Below are 18821 nucleotides of genomic sequence, written 5' to 3' on the forward strand. Positions count from 1 at the left end.
AGCATATACTTTCCGGAAACCTACAGGTCAATCCGTGAAAATCCGCGATTCCGGACACACTTTTTGACCCTTAACCCTATATCTAGCGCCATGTGATACGAGGTTATCCACAGGTTTTTAGTTGAAGTGGCAACCAAATCAGGACCACACGGTGACTTATCGCGGGTTATCCACAGTGCCACCGGAGAGCCCTCGCTGCGGTTGCACGGATGCTTCAGGCTATGAGGCATGAACGCATTACATCCTGATTCCGCTGCCATCGTCGTTGCCGTCGGTGACGAAGCACTGCGCGCCGAGGCTATCCATGCCGCGGCTGCTACCAGCCACGATGTGCTTACCGTAACCGATCCCCGCGACGTCCCGCGCAGTCTGCCAGGCGCCTTTGCGGTCCTGGTTGATTCCCTCATGGCCCGCGTGGTGGCGGCAGCGCAACGCCCCTACACCGCGCCTGTGCCAGTACTATTCCTTGCCGCGGACCCTGGACCGATTGACTATGAAGCGGCATTAGCCTGTCACGCGGAGAGCGCCTTTATCATTCCCGCCCAGGTTAAGGAGCTGCTCGCGGGCATTGCGGCCGCGGGCACCCCGCAGGACACGCGACCGGGTAGCGCCACCATCGCCGTGGTTGGGGCGAGCGGCGGGGTGGGGGCTTCTACCTTCGCGGCCGCCTTGGCCCGCACCCAGTGCGCTGCGGATGGGCGCGCCCTGCTTATCGACGCCCACGCATACTCCGGTGGCCTCGACCTCCTGCTTGGCGTAGAGGCCGAAGCGGGGGCGCGCTGGCCGGAGCTTACCGTAGGCGATGGCAGTATCGATGCCACCGATCTCTACCGCGCGCTGCCCACTACGCCGGATGGGGTAGCGGTGCTCTCGACCGCGCGCAGTACCGTCGCGGATCCCTTCCGCCTGGAAAAGGACCTGCTCGCGCGAGTAGTGGGCGCGGCCCACGCGGGCGAAGGGCTATGCGTGGTGGATTGCACCCCGGAGACCGTTCCGGATGCGTGTACCCACGTGGTCATAGTGGTGGCCGCAGAAGTGCGCTCGGCTGCATCGGCCGCGCAACTAATTGCGCGCTTCGGGGCTGCGCGGCGCAGCTGTGTGGTGGTGCTGCGGCAACGCCAGTGGGCATCGTTAAGCGCGGCGGAAGTAGAAAGCATCATCCACAGCACGGTGTTGGCAGAACTGCCAACGGCCCGGGGCCTTACGCGCGCGGTGGAAATAGGCGGCCTCCCGCAGCGCCTCCCGGCACCCTTGCGCAAGGCTGCACACGCGGTCCTCGAGGAGGTAGGCGCGTGAGTGAGCAGAAAGTAGCACAGGAAACGCTGGAAAAGATGCAGCGTATCATCGCCGCCGAGGCCGACTTGGTGCATGATGCGGCAGCCCTGGCTCGGCGCATCCGTGCAGAAGCCGGCGTGATTAGTGACGTCGCGGTACTCGACCTACTACGCCGCCTGCGCCAGGACGCCACCGGAATGGGCCCGCTTGATGCATTGCTGGGGCGAGAGGGGGTTACCGATGTCGTTGTTAACGGGCCGCATGCGGTATTCATGGACCGCGGCGAGGGCCTCGAACGCACTGACATCACCTTCCGCGATGATGGCGAAGTCCGCCAACTGGCCAGCCGGCTGGCGGCAGCCTCCGGCACGCGCCTCGATGATGCTCAACCTTATGCCGATGGCCGCGTTAGCCGCCCTGATGGCGTCGTCCTGCGCGTCCATGCCTTGCTGAGCCCGCCTGCGGTGGCCGGAACCTGCCTGAGCCTGCGCGTACTGCGCCAAGCCCAGACCACCCTGCCCCAACTAGTAGACAACGGCACGCTGCCAGAAGATATCGCTACGCTGCTGCGCGCTGTGGTGGACAAGCGAGTCTCATTCCTGGTTATAGGTGGAACCGGCTCCGGCAAAACCACCTTGCTATCCGCACTTTTGGGAACCGTCTCCGAGCGCGAACGCATCCTCGTCATCGAAGACACCGCCGAGCTCTCCCCGCACCACCCACACTGCGTTAGCGTGGTCTCGCGCCGGGCCAACGCGGAGGGAAGCGGCGAGGTCACGATGTCACAATTGCTCCGACAAGCGCTGCGCATGCGCCCAGACCGCATCGTGGTAGGCGAGATCCGCGGCCGCGAGGTGGTCGATCTCCTCGCCGCCCTCAACACCGGACACGACGGCGGCGCCGGTACGCTCCATGCCAATTCGCTCTTTGAAGTCCCCGCCCGCATGGAGGCCCTCGCCGCCCTTGGCGGCCTGGACCGCGCGGCACTGCACTCACAACTGGCAGCGGCCGTACACATGGTGCTGACCATGGAACGCACCCCGCAGGGCCGCCGCCTTGCCCATATTGGCGTGCTCGAGGGAAACCCGGTTACCCCGCGCATCATCTGGAGTGCCGAAGACGGACCGGCGGATGGCTTTGCGGAATTTTCCGCACAACTTCTGGGCGAGCGCGCCGGGAAGGCCAGCCATGCTTAGTTTCCTCTTGCTCGCCGCCGCGCTGCTCCTGCCCGCGCCCTCGATTGCAGGCCGCTTGGCATCGGCCACGCGCCAGGTACAGGCCAGCTCCGTGGTCATCCTGGGGGCGGTGTTTTGCGGCAGCCTGGTCTTTTACTCAGTGGGTCGCATCAGCATCGCTATCGCCGCCGCCATAATCGCTTGGTGCGTGTCCTGGTACACCAAAGACCTCGTGGCCGCGCGTACGCAGCGGCGCAGCCACGAAGGGCTGGCCGCCTATTTGGGAGTGGTCACCGCGGACCTGCGGGCAGGGGCGACCCTGGCTGGGGCACTTGCCCGCGGGGTAGAGGCCCTGCCGGGAACTACCCCGCGGGAGGTATCCGCCGCACTGGAAGCAACGGCCGCCCTCGCTGCGCGTGGCGCGCCGCCCCACATGGCGCTCACGGATGCGGAGGATACAAAGGCCCTGCCGGAGCTTTCCCGCTTAGGCCACCTACTGGAGCTTTCCACTTACCACGGTATTGCGGTGGCCAGCTTGCTCGACCAAGCCCAAAGCCGCCTCGATGCTTCTCGACGCCACCAGCAATCCACCTCCGCTAGTCTGCAAGGCCCCCAAGCGACCGCCACGGTGCTCGCGTGCTTGCCAGTAGCCGGCATCGCCATGGGCGGGGCCATGGGCGCTAACTCGCTCGGCTTTCTTTTCGGCGGCGGGCTGGGCGGTGTCCTTCTCGTGGTAGGCGTGGCGCTGGCCTGCGGCGGCTTCGCTTGGTCGCGCGTCATTATTCGGAAGGCGGCTGCATGACCCCGCTCATCTTTGTGGCCTTGGCCGCCCTCGTTGGCCTCCCACCGCACACTGGCCGGCTGGCAGTTACCAGTGCGACTGAGACCACCGCCAAGACCCCGCGCGATGGCCCGAAAGCGCGTGGGGGACTGATAAGCAAGCTCAAGCCCGCAGCACCGCTGGACCCGCTGATAGTAGCTGGCGACGTCGAACTCTTCGCAGCGTGCCTGGCCGCAGGGCTGTCCGTGCACGGAGCCGCCACCGCGGTCGCTCGCACCGCGGACGCTCAGACGCAGGACCTGTGGGAGACCGTCTCCGCGCTGCTAGGCGTTGGAGTTTCCACGCAGTCCGCGTGGGGCCATATGAAGGGCCAGGCGGGGCTGGAGGACTTAGCACAGCTTGTCATCATGTCGGGCCAATCCGGCGCCACCATTGCGGCCGGATGTCATCGAATCTGTACTTCTTTGCGCGCGGAAGCATCCGCCCACGCCACAGCACAGGCGGAGCGCGCAGGAGTATTCATTGCCCTCCCGCTGGCGGTGTGCTTCCTGCCGGCATTCATCGTTCTAGGCCTTGCGCCCGTAGTAATCAGCCTGGGCGCGCAACTTCTCTAAACCTCACTTGAAAGGACACTAATCATGCACGCACTTACTAAGTATCCCCAGCTCATCCGCAATGACGAGGGGATGAGCACCATCGAATATGCCATGGGCTCTCTAGCAGCAGCGGCGCTTGCCGGGGTGCTCTACATGGTCATCAACGGCGGCGGCGTGGTGGATGCCATCGAAGGCATCATAACCGACGCCCTCTCTAATACCCCCAGCTAGCAGCTCTACGTAACCCCAGCCGGCGGGACCATTCCCGCCGGCAGAAAGGAGGAATAATGCACAAGGTATTTGATGACGATGGCTCCGTGACCATCGAGGCCGCCTTAGCTTTAAGCTCCCTAGTCTTGGTCGCGGCGGGAATCGTGGGTGCTATTGCCACGCTGGCATCCTATATCGCCGCTGTGGACATGGCGGGTGCGGCCGCGCGTGCGCATGCCATCGGCGTCGAATACCACCCCGCGCGCGAAGATGCCCAAGTCAGCGTGGAGGAAAGCGGTGGGCTGGTGAAGGCGTCGGTAAGCGTGGAAGCCCCCATCGGCACCATGCGCTCCGAGGCAGTCTTTCCCGCCGAGGTGGGCGGAAATGAGTAAGCCGCAACGCTGGGGCGAGGAAGGCTATGCCACCATCGCTGCGGCCGGCATCATTGTCGCCATCGTGAGCCTGCTGCTTATCGTGGCGGCGGTGGGCTCGCGCGTAGCCGCACGCCACGAGGCGCAAGTGGCCGCCGACCTCGCTGCGGTCGCTGGCGCCTGGGCACTTGCTACTGGCGAGGATGCCTGCACCGCCGCGGGCGATACCGCCGCCCTGAATGGCGCCACCCTAGAAACCTGCACCGAATCCGGTCGCGACGTCATCGTCACCGCGGCAGTGCGCGGCCGCTCTACCCAGGCCAAGGCCGGGCCGGTGTGAGCCAGCGGAAGGAGGCAGCGCGGCTAGCCCTGCGTCATGGTGACCAGCGCGCCGAGTAGCTTGATAGCACCATCTTTGCTGAGCGGATTATTTCCGTTGCCGCACTTCGGTGATTGCACGCACGACGGGCAACCGGATTCGCAAGGACACGAGCGCACCGCCTCGAAGGTGGCCTCTATCCATTCGGGGAAGCGGCGGAAGCCTTCTTCAGCAAAGCCGGCACCGCCCGGATGGCCGTCATAGACAAAAACGGTGGGCAGCTGGGTATCGGGGTGCAGTGCGGTGGATACGCCGCCGATATCCCAGCGGTCGCAGGTGGCGATAAGCGGCAGTAAGCCGATGGCAGCGTGCTCGGCCGCGTGTAGGGTGCCGGGCGTATCGGAGGCCGTCACGCCCATGGCGGAAAGTGCCAGCGGATCGATGGTATAGGCCACGGATCGGGTAACCAGGCGCTGTTCGGGGAGATCGAGGGGGATGTCGTCACCAATGGTGCCATCGGCAAGCCGCACTTGGTAACCGGTGACGCGATCGGTGACCTCTACCTCCACGTCGGCTACCCACAGGCCCGGGGAATAATTGACCAGGTTATCGGCCTCGCGCAGGATGCGAATATCCGTGGTGGAGCGCGGGGTCGTCGAATAATCCGGGGTCTCGGGGCGGGCCAGCGCCAGGTAATCGCTGAGGATGAGTTCCTCGATGACAAAACTTTCGCCTTGGTGCAGGTACACCGCGCCGGGGTGCACCTGGCTGGTGGCGCGAGCGGCATCGATGGTGCCGAGCAGGCGGCCGTCGGAAGAATCCACGATCATCACTTCCTCGCCTGACCCGCCGCGCAAGGAAACGGCGGTATGCGCCGTCTCCGGGGAGAGCTCCTCCGGCGAGTGGGCAGGAATGGGTACGGCGAACCAGCCTCGCTCGCGGCGGCGCAGCAGGCCAGACTCGGCCAGCTGATGGACCACGTCCTGGGCTCCCCAGGCAGCAATCGTGGCATCATCCAGTGGTTTTTCTACCGCAGCGCAGTAGACATGGCCGAAAAGGATATAGGGATTGGCGGGGTTGAATACGCTGGCCTCCACCGGCTTGCCCAGCAGCGCCTCGGGATGGTGGACCAGATAGGTATCCATCGGCTCATCGCGGGCGATGAGTACTACGAGCGAGCCCTGCCCGCGGCGGCCGGCGCGCCCGGCCTGCTGCCAAAAACTGGCGACGGTCCCCGGGAAGCCGGCCGTGACCACGGCATCGAGCCCACCGACGTCGATGCCCAGCTCGAGCGCGGAGGTGGTGGCGACGCCGAGCAAGGAGGCGTCGTCAAGCGCGCGCTCTAATGCACGGCGGTCCTCGGCCAGGTAACCCGCGCGGTAGGCGGCGATGCGCTGGGCAAAATCGGGCCGGCCCAAACTACCGGAGAGCACCTCGGCCGCACGCATGGCCACCACCTCGGCCGAGCGGCGCGAACGCACGAAGGTCATGGTGCGCGCACCCTCGGCGATGAAAGAGGCCATCATCTCGGCCGCTTCGGTGGTGGCGGCGCGGCGCACCGGCGCCCCGTGCTCACCCTCGGCGCCCTCGATGAAGCCTGGCTCCCACAGGGCTACGGTGCGCGCACCGGTGGGGGCGGTGTCCTCCGTAATTGCGCGGGCCGGCCGGCCGGTGAGGCGCTGTGCATGCCGGCCCGGGTCCTTCATGGTGGCCGAGGCATAGATAACCGTCGGCCGCGAGCCATAGTGCGCGCACAAGCGCAGCAGCCGCCGCAACACGAGCGCCACATTGGCGCCGAATACGCCCCGGTAGGAATGGCATTCATCGATGACGATGAATTCCAGGTGCCGCAGCAGCCGCGCCCACCGGGCATGCGCGGCCAGCAGGGACATATGCACCATATCCGGGTTGGAAAAAATGAACCGCGAATGATCGCGCACACCCGCGCGGGATTCCTGCGGCGTATCGCCGTCATAGGGCGCGGGCACCACACCCTTGAGCGCCGGAATCCCCCGGCACAGCTCCAGCACCGCCTGCAGCTGATCCGAACCCAGTGCCTTAGTGGGGGTGAGATACAGCGCGCAAGCGGTCGGCTCCTGCGCCAGCCGGCTCAAAATGGGCAGCTGGTAGCCCAGGGATTTTCCTGAAGAAGTGCCGGTAGCAATCACCGCATCCTCGCCTTCCCAGGCGGCCTGTGCGAGTTCAGCCTGGTGCCGATACAGCTTGCCGACGCCCCCTTCTACCAGCTTCTCCCGCAACTGCGGCAGTACCCACTCCGGCCACTGCGCATACTGGGTGCGCTGAGGGGGCAGGGTGGTGTGAAAGGTGAGAGTGGACTCATCGAGGCGGCGCTGGATGAATTCGAGGAGCTCTGTTCCCAGGGGATTATCTGTTTCCGGGTGAGACAATTTTTACCCCCTTGTGGGTTTGGTCTATCGCTTTGGCGTGGAACGTGTCACACTGATATAAGGCCAATGATGTCTTGGTGCGGTGTTTACACTTTAAGGTACTGCTAAAGGACGCATTTACCGAACCCCCTTGGTGCGGAATCGCTGCACCGATAAGCAAGAAAAGGACTGCACACCATGGCACAAGGAACCGTTAAGTGGTTTAACTCTGAAAAGGGCTACGGCTTTATCGAGCGCGCGGATGGCGCCGGCGATATCTTCGTCCACTACTCCGAGATTCAGGGCAGCGGCTTCCGCACCCTAGAGGAAAATCAGCAGGTCACCTTCGAGGTTGGCTCCGGCCCGAAGGGTGATCAGGCCCAGTCCGTGTCCGTCATCTAGGCGGCCTGTTCTCCCCGCTACGGCGTCTCCGCGTAGCCGCGGCGGGTATCCCACCACTCGGTGAACTTATTCTGCAGCTTCTGCAGGCCCACGCCGATGATGATGGCTGCGATGATGCTGACCACCACGGCGAGTACTGGCGAATTAGAAAAGGCCATGCCGCCGAGATAACCAATGGCCAGCGCCTCGCCAGCCCAGAGGGCGACGCCGATGGTGTCGAAGAAAACAAAGACGATCCACGGGAACCTCATGGACCCCAGCAGGATGGTCATAAACAAGCGGGCTGAAGGGATGAAGCGGGCGATAATAATGGCGGCCCCTCCGCCGCGGCGCATATTTCGCTTGACCCAGTTCAGCCCTTCGTAGGCCTTAGATCCCTTTGGCACGCGCTTAAGCAAGGGCATGAACCGCGTGCCTAGCAGGAAACAGAGATTATCGCCCATCATGGCGGCGATGAGCGCCACGAAGAACATGGTGGGCAGGTGGGGGAAGCCCTGCGAGCCGGACCAGGCGCCGGCCATATTGAGCGGGATTTCTGAAGGCAGGACGGGGAAGAAGCAGTCACCAAAGATCAGCGCGGCGACCAGCGGGTAGATCCACTCTGTGGACATGACGGTTTCGATCCACATAGTGATTGTGTCGACCATGAATCCTCCCCGGGTGTCGGCTTAGGTGTGCTATCGTGCCCCACAATGCTTTCACAGTTACTGGGCATTCTAAGTAGGCCAGTATAGACCCGTTCCGTGGGGGTACATAGTGCCCCTGAAAACGGCCTTTTGGCAGAACCGCGTATATGGTGCGAGAAAGGAAACACAGATCAACTGTGTACGCTAGGGGCGATTGCTGAAAGCGTGCATACCTTATTGTTCGCATCATCGAAAGGGATGAAGTCGAAGTGGCAGAAGCAGCCGGGCCGGGAAAGACCTTGGTGATCGTCGAGTCGGCGACGAAGGCGAAGAAGATTCAGCCTTACCTCGGAGATAAGTACATCGTGGAGGCCTCCGTGGGCCATATCCGCGATCTTCCCCGCGGCGCTGCGGACGTGCCGGCTAAGTTTAAGAAGGAATCCTGGGCGCGCCTCGGAGTGAACCCGGAGGATGACTTCGCCCCGCTATATGTGGTGAGCCCCGATAAGAAGAAGAAGGTCGCGGACCTAAAATCCAAGCTGAAGCAGTGCGATCAGCTCTACCTCGCAACAGACCCCGACCGCGAGGGCGAGGCCATCGCCTGGCACCTGCTTGAGGTCTTAAAACCCAAGGTTCCGGTACGCCGCATGGTGTTCAACGAGATCACCAAATCCGCCATCCTGGAGGCGGCGGATAATACGCGCGATCTGGATTATAACCTTATCGACGCCCAGGAAACCCGCCGCATCCTCGACCGCCTCTACGGCTACGAGGTCTCCCCGGTGCTGTGGAAGAAGGTCATGCCGCGGCTTTCTGCCGGCCGCGTGCAGTCGGTGGCTACCCGCGTCATCGTCGAGCGCGAGCGCGAGCGCATGGCGTTTATCCCCGCGGATTATTGGGATCTAGCCGCTACTTTGGACACCGGCGCTGCGGATGCGGATAATCCCGCTACGTTCGACGCCCGCCTCACGGCCGTCAATAGTAAGCGCGTGGCCCTGGGCCGCGACTTTGATGACCGCGGAAACGTGAAGAGCAAGGACGTCATCGTCATCACCGAGCCGCAGGCCAAGGCGCTGGAAACCGCACTGAGCGGCGCGGACATGCAGGTCGCTGGTGTCGAGCACAAGCCTTATACGCGCAAGCCTTATGCGCCGTTTATGACCTCTACGCTGCAGCAGGAAGCCGGCCGCCGCCTGCACTTTACCTCCGAGCGCACCATGCGCATTGCGCAGCGCCTGTACGAAAACGGCCACATTACTTATATGCGTACTGACTCCACTTCGCTGTCCAAGCAGGGCCTATCAGCTGCGCGCAACTCCGCCACCAGCATCTATGGCGCAGAGTACGTTTCTGATTCCCCGCGTGTTTATGACCGCAAGGTGAAAAACTCCCAGGAGGCTCACGAGGCGATTCGCCCAGCCGGCGAGTCCTTCGCCACCCCGGGCCAGCTCTCCGGTCAATTGGACGCGGAGGAGTTTAAGCTCTATGACCTGATTTGGAAGCGCACCGTCGCCTCCCAGATGGCCGATGTCAAGGGAACCTCCATGAAGGTCACCGTGGCCGGCACCGCCACCACGGATAATGGCAGCTATGACGTGGAATTCTCCGCCACCGGCCGCACCATTACCTTCCCGGGCTTCCTGAAGGCCTATGGCGCAGATGACGCCAAGGGTGACAAGAAGGGCGAGACCCACCTGCCACATTTGGAAGAGGGTCGCGCCCTGAACGCCAAGGAGGTCTCCGCCGAGGGCCACTCCACCAACCCGCCGGCGCGCTATACCGAGGCCAGCTTGGTCAAGAAAATGGAGGACTTGGGTATCGGCCGCCCGTCCACGTATGCGTCCATTATCAAGACCATCCAGGACCGCGGCTATGTGGTCTCGCGCGGCAATGCGCTGGTGCCATCGTGGGTTGCCTTTGCCGTCGTGGGACTGTTGGAGGAGAACTTCACCGAGCTGGTCGACTATGACTTCACCTCTTCTATGGAGGATGAGCTGGACCAGATTGCTACCGGTATCGAGGACGGCACCGCCTGGCTCAATGGCTTTTATTTCGGCAACGCCGAGGCCAACGAGCAAAAGGCAGCCTCCATTGCCCGCCACGGTGGCTTGAAATCGCTTATCGACGTCAACCTAGAAGCCATCGATGCCCGCAAGGTCAACTCCCTGCGCCTTTACACCGATACCGAGGGCCGCGATGTCTTCGTCCGTGTGGGCCGCTATGGCCCGTATATCGAGCGCGCCGTTGGCACCAATGACGACGGCAGCATCGAGTACCAGCGCGCCAACCTCTCTGAAACCGTCACTCCGGACGGCTTGAACGAGGAGCTGGCGGAAAAACTCTTTGCCACCCCACAGGGCGGCCGCGAACTGGGTGAAAACCCGGCAAATGGACGCATGATTGTGGCTAAGGAGGGCCGCTTCGGCCCGTATGTCACCGAGGTTGTCCGCGATGATGAGCGGGAGAAGGCCGAGGGCGAGGCCGAAGAGGTCGTCGCCAAAGAGCGGGCCGAGGAGGATAAGCAACGCGCCGAGGAGGGCAAGCGCGCCAAGAATTGGGAGACCAAGACGGCCGCAAAGCAGAAGGAAAAGCGCGTCAAGGAGTACATCGAGAATAAGCTGAAGCCGGGTACGGCCTCACTGTTTAGCTCGATGGAACCCTCTACGGTGACTCTCGAAGAAGCCCTCCAGCTGCTGTCCCTGCCGCGCGAGGTGGGCGAGGATGACGGCGTGATGATCACCGCCCAAAATGGCCGCTACGGCCCGTACTTGAAGAAAGGGACTGATTCGCGCTCTTTGGCCAAGGAAGAGCAGATCTTCACCATTACCTTGGACGAGGCCCGCCGCATCTATGCCGAGCCGAAGCGTCGCGGCCGCGCCGCGGCCCAGCCGCCGATCAAGCAGCTAGGCGATAATGACGTCTCCGGCAAGCCCATGACCGTCAAGGATGGCCGCTTCGGCCCGTACGTCACCGACGGCACTACCAATGCCTCCCTGCGCCGCGGTGATGACCCGGAGCAGCTTACCGACGCCCGCGCGAACGAGCTCCTCTCCGAGCGCCGCGCCAAGGAAGCATCCGGCGAAACCAAGAAGAAGTCCACCAAGAAGTCCTCTAAGAAGACGACCAAGAAGAAGGCGACTAAGAAGGCCACCAAAAAGTCCACGAAGAAGGCCGGCAAGAAGGCAACCAAGAAACCATCGCCCGGCACGAAGAACGTGGTAAAGGCCGGCTCGCGCAAGAAATAACCGCGTAAGGTAGCGGGCATGAACGATTTCCTTGCCCGCACCCAGGAAGGCGCTGCGGCCCTGCGGCGCGCCGTATCCGATATCAGCGCACAGCCGCAGCTTATCGCCTCGGTCCGCGAAGACCCCGCCGTTGGCGCCGGTATCCTAGCCGGGGTCATCGCCCAAGTGGAAAAGGCCCGCACCCTGACTCGTCCTTCGGCGCTGGGCGTGGCGGCTTTAACGGCGAACCACGCCGCCTATGCCTGGAGCCTGTATCGCCGCGGCGCGCGCAACGATGCCCTGGGCTGGGGCCTGCGGGCGGCCGCATGGGGTGCGGGCGTTGCCGCTACCCGTAGCCAGCCGACGTCCGCCGCAGTGGCAGTGGGTGGCGCGGCCGTGCTTGCCACCTCGGCGCTGGCGGGCGACCCAGTGCTGCGCACCGACGCCGGCAAGGGCATGAGTCACGGCGCTAATGTGCTCGTCGCGGCCGAGGCGCTAACCGCCTTGCGTGCGGCGCTGAAGCAGCGCAAGCACAAGGCGCGGCTAGTGTGCACGGCCGAAACCGGCGCCCTAGTTATCGGCCATCTGCTGCTGATTGACGGCCTTAGCCGCACCCGAGCCCGGTAACTGCGGCTGCATCGTCGGACCATAGGAAAGGCGGCGGTGCACCGCCTCGAAGGGGCCGCGGCGGTCGAAGGCTTCCAGCACGCAGGCGAAGATGAGCGTGGCCAGCCATACCGCAAAAGCGAGCGCGCCCTGGCCAAAAGTCCCTAGCTCGTGGCCAAAGTCCAGCATGAACGGGTGCACGAGGCAGAAAAAGAGGATGGACTGCCCCACATAGCCGCTCATGGAGCGCTTGCCCAGCGCCGCAAAGGGCCATAATACTGCGGGCAGCGGTGCGCCGGCCGAAAGTCGCTCCTGTACTGGCTGCAGCACCAACGCGAGCCCGGCCAGGATGCCGGGGCCAGTGAAGACGCCGAGGAAAGAGTTGGCATTATTGGCTGCATTCGCCCAGCGCTGCTCGATGACCCCAAGCGTGCTCAAAGACCACAAGGTACCGATAACCACGGTAATGACCACCGCGATGGCCACCCAGCGCAGGAGGGTGGGGCGGTGGGAAGGGACGTCGGCAAGCACGCCTTGGCGCGCCCACACAAAGCCCACCAGCATGACGGGCAGGTACATCAATAAAATGATCGGCGTGGCCAAGGCCTGGCTGCCTAGGGTGACAAGCTGGCTGAGCAGCAAATCGGGGTAGGACTCGATGGTGCCGATGCCCTCCGTGGCCACCACGCCGAGGGGATCCAGCGCGCCGGAAATGAAGGCCACAATCCCGCCCAGCGCGCATAGTGCGAATAGAATATAGGCCACGCGCATGAGGGAGGAATCCCGCTTGCGCAGCAGGAATGCAATCACGATTCCGGCCACGCCATAGAAGAACATGATGTCGCCCCAAAACAGCAGCACCATGTGCGCCGCTCCCATCACCGCCAAGAAGGCATAGCGCTTGGCGATGACCCTGCGCGCCCCCTGCACCGGAAACCCGCGCCGCCACAGACTCAGCGCGATGAGCCCCACGCCAAAACCCAGCAGGGTGGAAAACATGGGCAGGCCGCGGTTGTGGACAAAGAAGGCGGCGAAGACGACGGCCGCCTTATCCCACACGCTGCCATCGATGATGCCGCCGAAATAACTTGCTGGCCGGTCGGTGGTGATGATCCACGCCGTGGTCATATTGGCCATGGCGATGCCTAGAAGGGCCATGCCGCGCGCCACATCGGGCACGATCATGCGGGGCCGGGGAGCTGAGCTCACTTAAAAACCTCGTTATACCTCGGAACGTTCTGCCAGGGTAGCGCGGATAGGGCGAGCCAGCTGGGTCATGCGGTGACGGCCGCGCAGCTCAATGGATTTCATCATAGTCCAGCGGGCCTGCTCGGCCTCGTTAGCGGTTTTGAGCGTGGCGGCGTTGGTCAATACTTGGCCCGGGGTGTCCTTGGCCAGCTCGGTCAGGCGCGCGGCCTCGTTGACGGCATCACCGATGACGGTATATTCAAAGCGATCGGCGCCGCCGATGTGCCCGGCGACAACGTGCCCCGCGGCCACGCCGATGCCGGCTTGCAACTCGAGTCCGCGCAATTCACTGCGCAGATCGCGGGCGGCCTGCAGGGCCATGGAGGTGGAATCATAAACGTTGAGGGGAGCGCCAAAAACTGCGAGGGCTGCATCGCCCTGGAATTTATTAATAATTCCTTTATTGCGGTGCACCACCTTGACGACGTGCTCGAAGAACTTATTGAGCTCCTCCACAACTTCTTCGGGGGAGTGGTTAACGGCAAACGTGGTGGAACCGATGACGTCAATAAAAAGCACCGCCACTTTGCGATCCTCGCCGCCTAATTCTGGGCGCTCCTCCAACGCACGTTGGGCCACCTCGCTGCCGACGTAGCGGCCGAAAATATCGCGCACGCGGTTGCGCTCCCGCAGGCCACGCATCATTTCATTGAAACCGGCTTGCAGCACGCCTAGCTCGGATCCGTCATAGATATCGACCTCGGCATTGGTCTCACCGCGGCGCACCCGATTGATGGCGTTCTGTAGCTCCACAATCGGGTCTACGACGCTCATTACCGCAAAGCTGGTGCCGATAAAACCGGTAGCCAGAGCGGTAAGCGCCAAGGCGGTAATGGCGGGAACAAGATCGCCGGCGGTTCCAGGGAAAAGCCCGGTGAGCTGGGCAATCAGCGCCAGAAGGATGCCGATGAGCGGCACCCCGGAAGTCATCAGCCAGGTGGATATCAGGCGGTATTTGATGGGTGGCTCGAGCGTGGAATCCTCAAAGCGCCGCGCCACCGCCTGGGCGGCAACTGGGCGCACAAGGCGCTCTGCCTGCAGGTAGGTCAGGATGATAACCACCAAGCCGGCCAAGGTAGCGGATACGCCTACGACAAGCCCCAAGCGGCCGGATTCGCGCCCGGAAATGACCACGGCCAAAATGATGCCGATGAGCCATACCGCGGCCGCCACTGCGGACTGGTAGACGGGGATGCGCAGCACCAGGTTGCGCACCATATTTGGATCGTGCTCGTCCGGGTTGCGCTGCCAGTCCAGCACCGGGCGGAAGAGCAGGAGGGTTACGGCAATTCCGATAATCACGGCGAAGATGAGGTACACCGCGGCGACACCCATCAAGCTTGGCAGCTCGGCGGCAAAGTCCTTGATTTCCGGCATAGGAAGGAAATAGAGGACGAATGTCATGATCGCGATGGCGCCGATGAGGTTCGCACCGAGGACTAAGGCAGCGTAGACCGGCCATTGGGTTCCCATGAGCCATCGTGCGCCGCGCAATAGTCTGTTCATGTCTTCATACTTTAGTAAGACCAGTAGGCTAGGGCGAGTGAATACCGGAAGCGTTGCGCAAAGATTGGCAGATACCCCAGGCGTGGCCCGCACCATCCTGGATGCCGCTCGGGCAGCTCGGGGGACGCCGGGGGCAGACCCGCGGGCAATGAGCCATTCCTGGCTATTTACCGGCCCGCCGGGCTCCGGCCGATCCCTGGCCGCCCTCGATTTTGCGGCCGCACTCATGTGCACGGACTCGGAAGAGCCGGGCTGCGGCCGGTGCGAGGCCTGCCAGGCAGTGCTGGATGCGAAGCAGCATACTGACTTGGTGCTGGTGGATCCGCAGGAAGTCATCATTCCGGTGGATACGGTGCGCGAGGTCATCGGCCGCGCCGCGAGCCTGCCCACGGTGGCGCCCTGGCGCGTAGTGATCTTCAACAATGCCGACCGCCTCAATAATAACGGTGCGAATGCCCTGCTCAAGACCGTGGAAGAACCGCCGGCGCGCACAGTGATCATCATGTGCGCTCCTTCCGACGCCCCCGAGGACTTCTCCCAGACCCTCCGCTCGCGCTGCCGCCACCTCTACATTCCCTCCCCGTCGGTGGAGAGTATTACCGCCCAGCTGGTCAGCGAGGGCGCCTCGGATCACGACGCCCACTTGGCCGCCCTCACCTCCCTCCGCCACGTCGGCAGGGCGCGGCGCCTCGTCAACGACCCGGCGGTACAAAAGCGCCGCGCGGTGGCCATCAACCTGGCAGAAGAGGTCTTCCACGGCTCCCAAGGCTTTCAGGCGGTCACCTCGCTGCTGAAATTGGTCGACTCGGAGGCGAAGGAATCGCATAAGGAACAAGAAGAAGCCGAACTGGCGAAGCTGGAGCAGACCCTCGGCGTAGGTGCGAAGGGCAAAGGCGCGGCTAAAGCGCAGCGCGATGCCCGATCCGCCATTAAGGAACTGCAGGAGCAGCACAAGAAGCGGGCGAAGCGGCGCGTGATCGACAACCTGGATTTAGTACTTATCGATCTCTCCGGTGTGTACCGCGATGCGCTCATGCAGAAAGTTGGCGCGCAGGTGGACCTGACCCACCCGGACTTCGCCGGTCTTTCTGGCGAGCTAGCGCAACGCGTGAGTGAGGAAGGTCTGCTGGACTGCCAGGCCGCCATCACGTTGTGCCGCGAGCAGCTCACACAAAACGTCGGCACGCAGATTGCCTTCGACGGGTTGGTGGGCCGACTGCGTCGCGCGTGCCTATAAGCGGGTGCGTAGTCGGGGGCCGATTTCTATTCCGCGGCGCCCCTAGGTTAAACTTTCTCTTGCTGCACTGGCATATGCCAAGCAGCGTGCCGCCTTAGCTCAGTCGGTAGAGCATTTCACTCGTAATGAAAAGGTCGCGAGTTCGATTCTCGCAGGCGGCTCCACAGTGGCCGCAGGTTATCTAGCCTGCGGCCTTTCGCCGTTGTGGGCACGGCAGTGGGGGCAGAGCGTTAAGCCTCGCCGTGGTTGTGCAGTAGGCGCGGGACCACCTTGCCGGTGGCGTTGCGCGGCAGCTGGGATAGGAAGTGCACATCGCGCGGCACGGAGTGATCGGCGAGCTTGGTGCGGACCCACTCGCGGATGGCGTCGGCCGTGAGGGCCTTTCCGGTGGCGTCGGCAGTAGGCACCGCCCACACGGCGATGCGCTGGAAGGTCTCGCTATCTTCCACGCCACCGGCATGGACCTCGTGGATGCCGGGCATGGCCTCGAGGACCTCGGTGACGGACTGCGGGTGGACGTTTTCGCCGCCGACAATGATCATGTCATCGGCGCGGCCGACCACGTGCAGGAAGTCGTGCTCATCGATGTAGCCCAAATCGCCGATGGAAATGAGCCCGTCCACCTTATTGAGCCGCAGGTTCGGGTTGGTATAGCCGGTCATCGCGGTGGAGTTGGTCAGGTAGATCTCTCCCACCTCGCCGCGCGGAACCGGGTGGCCCTCCTTATCGAGGATGCGCAGCTTCGTGCCCGAGGCCACGCGCCCGGCGATGGTGGGGTTGGCGGCCACCTGATCCATGGTGGCGGTCGTCGCGAGCGCGAGCTCAGTGGATCCGTATACGTTGCATAGGATGGCGCCGAAGCGCTCATTGGTCTCCTTGACCACCTCCGGAGTCAGCGCATTGCCGGCCGAGGCGATGAATTTCAGGCTCGAGGTATCGAACTCACCGGCTGGGTCCCGCTCCACTAGGCGCTTAAAGAAGATGGGGGAGGAAATCATGCCATCGAGGCGGTAGCGCTGGACATCGTCAAGCACCTGCTCCGCGTCGAATACGCGGCGGGTGACGATGGTATTGCGCAGTCCGAGTGCGATATTGATGCAGGCCCATCCCCAGGTGTGGAAGATGGAGGCGGTGATCTGCAGGCGCTGGTCGGCGCGCCATGGAATGGTATCCACGATGGAGGCCAGCACTACCGGCAGGGTCGGTTCCGGCCGCACAATGCCCTTCGGAATGCCGGTGGTGCCGGAGGACATGAGCACGATCGGGCCGTGCTTGGGGAAGCGCGGCAGCTCCACGGCCGGTGGATTCTTCACAATCTTGTCTAACTTCGGCAGCTCGCTAGCCCCGGTATCGTGCGCGATGATTACGGGGATATCGGTGTCCACGCGGTCGATGAATTCATCATCCACGACGAGCACATTGATGCCGTTTTCCTCAATGCAGCCGGCCAGCTGCTCCGGGGAGGAGCCTACGTTGAGCAGGTAAATAGAAGCGCCCACATAGCCCTTGGCGCCGAGCGGAATGATGATGCCGCGGCCGTTGCGCGCCATGACGCCGAGGCGAATCTCGGGCAGGTCCAGCGAGCGGAGGTAGCGGGCGAAGCCCTGCGTGTGGGTGCGCAGCTGGCGGTAGGTGAGGGTGCCGTCGTCGTCGATAAGCGCCAAGCGCTCCGGACAGGCAAGGTAGCCCTGCTCGATCTCGCGTGCGGTGGTAAAGCGGTAGCGGGCCAGGTTCGGCAGCAGGTTGAGCTGGGCCTTCGCGCCGCCTTGGTGGCTGATGAGTCCGGCGTTAAGAAGCGCCGGCACGAACCGGCCGAGGGCTGCAGCGTGGAATGTGAAATCAGAAAAATTCACGGTTGGGGTAGCTCCAAAAAGCGAAGATAACAAAAAGGTAACCATGGACGATATCGTGAGAGAGGCGCGCGGTGTAGCCGCCAACTCGAAATTACAGAAGTGACTACAGTTACCTGAAGTTACTGGTGTTTCTAGAAAAGGATCTCATGAAATCTCTGCAGCTCAAAGTCCTCTCCGTGGTGGCGTCCGCGCTGGCCGTCGTAGGCGTGGCAGTCGCGCCGCAGGCCACCGCCGCGGAGCGCAACCTAGTAGCCTTCGGCGATTCTGTCCTCGCGGATCCAGATGCCGGCTCCTACTTTGCTCACCGTTTCGATCCCTCTAAGGGTGTGGGCGTGGATTGCCCTACCTCCAATAACTACGCCAAGCGTGCCGGTGCCAAGCTGCGCCTTCCGGTGCGTGATTTCTCCTGCTCCGGTGCCGTGTCCATGTCTCGCGGCCCGCAGGTTTCCCAGCAGGTGGATGCGGCCATCCGTACCGGCGCGCTGAGCCCGGCTACTAACCGCGTGGTTATTACTACCGGTTTCAACGACACCTATAACCACCGCGAGCTCAACCTGCCGCAGATTCGCAAGCAGTTCGCGGACCGCACCGCCCCACAAATCGAACGCATCAAGCGCGCGGCCCCGAACGCCCGCGTCCAGATCGTTGGCTACCCCACCATTGGTTCTGGCCCGTACTACTGCCTCTTCCACTTCGGTCCGCGCCCGGCCGACTCCACCTTCCTGCCGCCAATCCAGGACTTTGAGAATAAGGCACAGTGGATGCAGGTGGACCTGGCGGCACGCACTGGCGTGCAGTTCTTGGATATGAAACCTTCCACCCGCAATAACGGCATGTGCGCCGATGCAAACCAGCGCATGTGGGCTGGTCTGGTGGACTTTACTGGTGGTGACGGCAACCTGCCCATCCACATGAACCAGCGCGGCCACGAGCATACGGCCAACGTCATCGCCCGCTCTTAAAAAATATTTTCATTAATGTGCCGATTTTGAAAATATCGGTACG

At 63.1% G+C, this 18821-nt stretch carries 17 protein-coding genes and 1 tRNA gene; 13 read left to right on the top strand and 5 right to left on the bottom strand.

All coding sequences use genetic code 11. The features are described from left to right. Positions 1–228 precede the first annotated feature (228 nt). From ssd to QP990_RS08995, 7 genes are read left to right on the top strand one after another with little or no spacing between them, the layout of a single operon-like run. On the top strand, positions 229–1296 hold the full coding sequence (ssd, locus tag QP990_RS08965; protein WP_023020421.1) for a septum site-determining protein Ssd: 1068 nt from the start codon (positions 229–231) through the stop codon (positions 1294–1296). Next, entirely contained in the window at positions 1293–2471 is a 1179-nt protein-coding gene (locus tag QP990_RS08970) for a TadA family conjugal transfer-associated ATPase (RefSeq protein ID WP_023020422.1), read from the top strand. Before ssd ends, QP990_RS08970 begins: the two co-directional genes overlap by 4 nt. Then, positions 2464–3252, top strand: coding sequence for a type II secretion system F family protein (locus tag QP990_RS08975; protein WP_023020423.1), 789 nt, complete (start codon positions 2464–2466; stop codon positions 3250–3252). Before QP990_RS08970 ends, QP990_RS08975 begins: the two co-directional genes overlap by 8 nt. Further along, on the top strand, positions 3249–3845 hold the full coding sequence (locus QP990_RS08980; protein ID WP_023020424.1) for a type II secretion system F family protein: 597 nt from the start codon (positions 3249–3251) through the stop codon (positions 3843–3845). The genes QP990_RS08975 and QP990_RS08980 overlap by 4 nt, the downstream gene beginning before the upstream one ends. A 24-nt stretch (positions 3846–3869) precedes the next feature. Beyond that, positions 3870–4058, top strand: a complete 189-nt coding sequence (locus tag QP990_RS08985; protein WP_023020425.1) for a DUF4244 domain-containing protein — start codon at positions 3870–3872, stop codon at positions 4056–4058. A 56-nt stretch (positions 4059–4114) separates the two neighbouring features. Then, complete coding sequence (locus QP990_RS08990) at positions 4115–4429, top strand: hypothetical protein (protein WP_023020426.1); 315 nt, start codon at positions 4115–4117, stop codon at positions 4427–4429. Further along, complete coding sequence (locus tag QP990_RS08995) at positions 4422–4748, top strand: Rv3654c family TadE-like protein (RefSeq protein ID WP_023020427.1); 327 nt, start codon at positions 4422–4424, stop codon at positions 4746–4748. The genes QP990_RS08990 and QP990_RS08995 overlap by 8 nt, the downstream gene beginning before the upstream one ends. A gap of 23 nt (positions 4749–4771) precedes the next feature. Here the strand turns inward: QP990_RS08995 and QP990_RS09000 are convergent, their stop codons facing one another. Continuing rightward, entirely contained in the window at positions 4772–7135 is a 2364-nt protein-coding gene (locus QP990_RS09000) for a Zn-binding domain-containing protein (RefSeq protein ID WP_023020428.1), read from the bottom strand. Between the two features lie 177 nt (positions 7136–7312). Here QP990_RS09000 and QP990_RS09005 point away from each other — a divergent pair, with 177 nt between their 5' ends. Further along, positions 7313–7516 (top strand): cold-shock protein, encoded by a 204-nt coding sequence (locus tag QP990_RS09005; RefSeq protein ID WP_023020429.1) that lies wholly within the window; start codon positions 7313–7315, stop codon positions 7514–7516. A 17-nt stretch (positions 7517–7533) separates the two neighbouring features. On the opposite strand, the gene QP990_RS09010 is transcribed toward QP990_RS09005, so the two are convergent. Further along, entirely contained in the window at positions 7534–8163 is a 630-nt protein-coding gene (locus tag QP990_RS09010) for a DedA family protein (protein WP_023020430.1), read from the bottom strand. 248 nt (positions 8164–8411) lie between these two features. Here QP990_RS09010 and topA point away from each other — a divergent pair, with 248 nt between their 5' ends. Continuing rightward, entirely contained in the window at positions 8412–11387 is a 2976-nt protein-coding gene (topA, locus tag QP990_RS09015; protein ID WP_023020431.1) for a type I DNA topoisomerase, read from the top strand. A gap of 18 nt (positions 11388–11405) precedes the next feature. Beyond that, on the top strand, positions 11406–11993 hold the full coding sequence (locus QP990_RS09020) for a hypothetical protein (protein ID WP_023020432.1): 588 nt from the start codon (positions 11406–11408) through the stop codon (positions 11991–11993). Here the strand turns inward: QP990_RS09020 and QP990_RS09025 are convergent. Beyond that, entirely contained in the window at positions 11937–13157 is a 1221-nt protein-coding gene (locus QP990_RS09025) for a DUF418 domain-containing protein (RefSeq protein ID WP_023020433.1), read from the bottom strand. The genes QP990_RS09020 and QP990_RS09025 overlap by 57 nt on opposite strands. A 36-nt stretch (positions 13158–13193) precedes the next feature. Next, complete coding sequence (locus QP990_RS09030; RefSeq protein ID WP_034655698.1) at positions 13194–14726, bottom strand: adenylate/guanylate cyclase domain-containing protein; 1533 nt, start codon at positions 14724–14726, stop codon at positions 13194–13196. Here QP990_RS09030 and QP990_RS09035 point away from each other — a divergent pair. Then, positions 14725–15963: a DNA polymerase III subunit delta' gene (locus QP990_RS09035; protein WP_084278962.1), complete on the top strand. Its 1239-nt coding sequence runs from the start codon at positions 14725–14727 to the stop codon at positions 15961–15963. The genes QP990_RS09030 and QP990_RS09035 overlap by 2 nt on opposite strands. 88 nt (positions 15964–16051) lie before the next feature. After that, positions 16052–16127 (top strand) — tRNA-Thr (locus tag QP990_RS09040). 66 nt (positions 16128–16193) lie between these two features. Here the strand turns inward: QP990_RS09040 and QP990_RS09045 are convergent. Beyond that, positions 16194–17861, bottom strand: coding sequence for an AMP-binding protein (locus QP990_RS09045; RefSeq protein ID WP_282438252.1), 1668 nt, complete (start codon positions 17859–17861; stop codon positions 16194–16196). Between the two features lie 101 nt (positions 17862–17962). Here QP990_RS09045 and QP990_RS09050 point away from each other — a divergent pair, with 101 nt between their 5' ends. Next, entirely contained in the window at positions 17963–18778 is an 816-nt protein-coding gene (locus QP990_RS09050; protein WP_023020437.1) for a GDSL-type esterase/lipase family protein, read from the top strand. Positions 18779–18821: the final 43 nt, after the last annotated feature.

It is taken from the genome of Corynebacterium sp. MSK071 (assembly GCF_030232125.1).
Classification (GTDB): Bacteria; Actinomycetota; Actinomycetes; order Mycobacteriales; family Mycobacteriaceae; genus Corynebacterium; species Corynebacterium kefirresidentii.

Bases quoted from the DNA above. Each gene is read 5' to 3' on its own strand.
- ssd (WP_023020421.1), top strand. From the start codon at position 229: ATGAACGCATTACATCCTGATTCCGCTGCCATCGTCGTTGCCGTCGGT.
- QP990_RS08975 (WP_023020423.1), top strand. From the start codon at position 2,464: ATGCTTAGTTTCCTCTTGCTCGCCGCCGCGCTGCTCCTGCCCGCGCCC.
- QP990_RS08980 (WP_023020424.1), top strand. From the start codon at position 3,249: ATGACCCCGCTCATCTTTGTGGCCTTGGCCGCCCTCGTTGGCCTCCCA.
- QP990_RS08985 (WP_023020425.1), top strand. From the start codon at position 3,870: ATGCACGCACTTACTAAGTATCCCCAGCTCATCCGCAATGACGAGGGG.
- QP990_RS08990 (WP_023020426.1), top strand. From the start codon at position 4,115: ATGCACAAGGTATTTGATGACGATGGCTCCGTGACCATCGAGGCCGCC.
- QP990_RS08995 (WP_023020427.1), top strand. From the start codon at position 4,422: ATGAGTAAGCCGCAACGCTGGGGCGAGGAAGGCTATGCCACCATCGCT.
- QP990_RS09005 (WP_023020429.1), top strand. From the start codon at position 7,313: ATGGCACAAGGAACCGTTAAGTGGTTTAACTCTGAAAAGGGCTACGGC.
- QP990_RS09010 (WP_023020430.1), bottom strand. From the start codon at position 8,163: ATGGTCGACACAATCACTATGTGGATCGAAACCGTCATGTCCACAGAG.
- QP990_RS09020 (WP_023020432.1), top strand. From the start codon at position 11,406: ATGAACGATTTCCTTGCCCGCACCCAGGAAGGCGCTGCGGCCCTGCGG.
- QP990_RS09025 (WP_023020433.1), bottom strand. From the start codon at position 13,157: ATGATCGTGCCCGATGTGGCGCGCGGCATGGCCCTTCTAGGCATCGCC.
- QP990_RS09035 (WP_084278962.1), top strand. From the start codon at position 14,725: ATGTCTTCATACTTTAGTAAGACCAGTAGGCTAGGGCGAGTGAATACC.
- QP990_RS09030 (WP_034655698.1), bottom strand. From the start codon at position 14,726: ATGAACAGACTATTGCGCGGCGCACGATGGCTCATGGGAACCCAATGG.
- QP990_RS09045 (WP_282438252.1), bottom strand. From the start codon at position 17,861: ATGGTTACCTTTTTGTTATCTTCGCTTTTTGGAGCTACCCCAACCGTG.
- QP990_RS09050 (WP_023020437.1), top strand. From the start codon at position 17,963: ATGAAATCTCTGCAGCTCAAAGTCCTCTCCGTGGTGGCGTCCGCGCTG.